We start from the raw sequence: 442 nt of genomic DNA on the forward strand, positions 1-442 counted from the left end.
CCAACTAACCATGTTTGCATGGACTACGAACCATTCGAAGTTGAATACGTAGCCGGTCAACCATACGTTGGTGCGACATTGAGCATGTACCCACCAGAAGGCAGCACGCACTTGGGTAACTTCATTGCTTGGGATGCTCGTGAAGGTAAAATCGTCTGGTCAAACCCAGAGCGTTTCTCAGTATGGTCAGGTGCGTTAGCAACTGCCTCTGATGTTGTGTTCTACGGTACGCTGGAAGGTTACCTGAAAGCAGTTGATGCCCAATCAGGTCGTGAACTGTGGAGATTCAAAACAGCATCAGGCATTATCGGTAACGTTAATACCTACAAACACAACAACAAACAGTATATTTCTATCCTGTCTGGTGTAGGTGGTTGGGCTGGTATCGGTATGGCTATCCCAAGTTTAGAAAATGATTCAGATGGTCTGGGCGCAGTTGGTG

The 442-nt window shown here is 47.1% G+C and carries 1 protein-coding gene; it reads left to right on the forward strand.

What is annotated here, in order from left to right:
* Positions 1 to 442: outer membrane protein assembly factor BamB family protein (locus A9E74_RS13895; RefSeq protein WP_176718953.1), on the forward strand; the 442-nt coding region annotated here is incomplete at both ends.

It is taken from the genome of Methylophaga muralis (genome assembly GCF_001720165.1).
Classification (GTDB): Bacteria; Pseudomonadota; Gammaproteobacteria; order Nitrosococcales; family Methylophagaceae; genus Methylophaga; species Methylophaga muralis.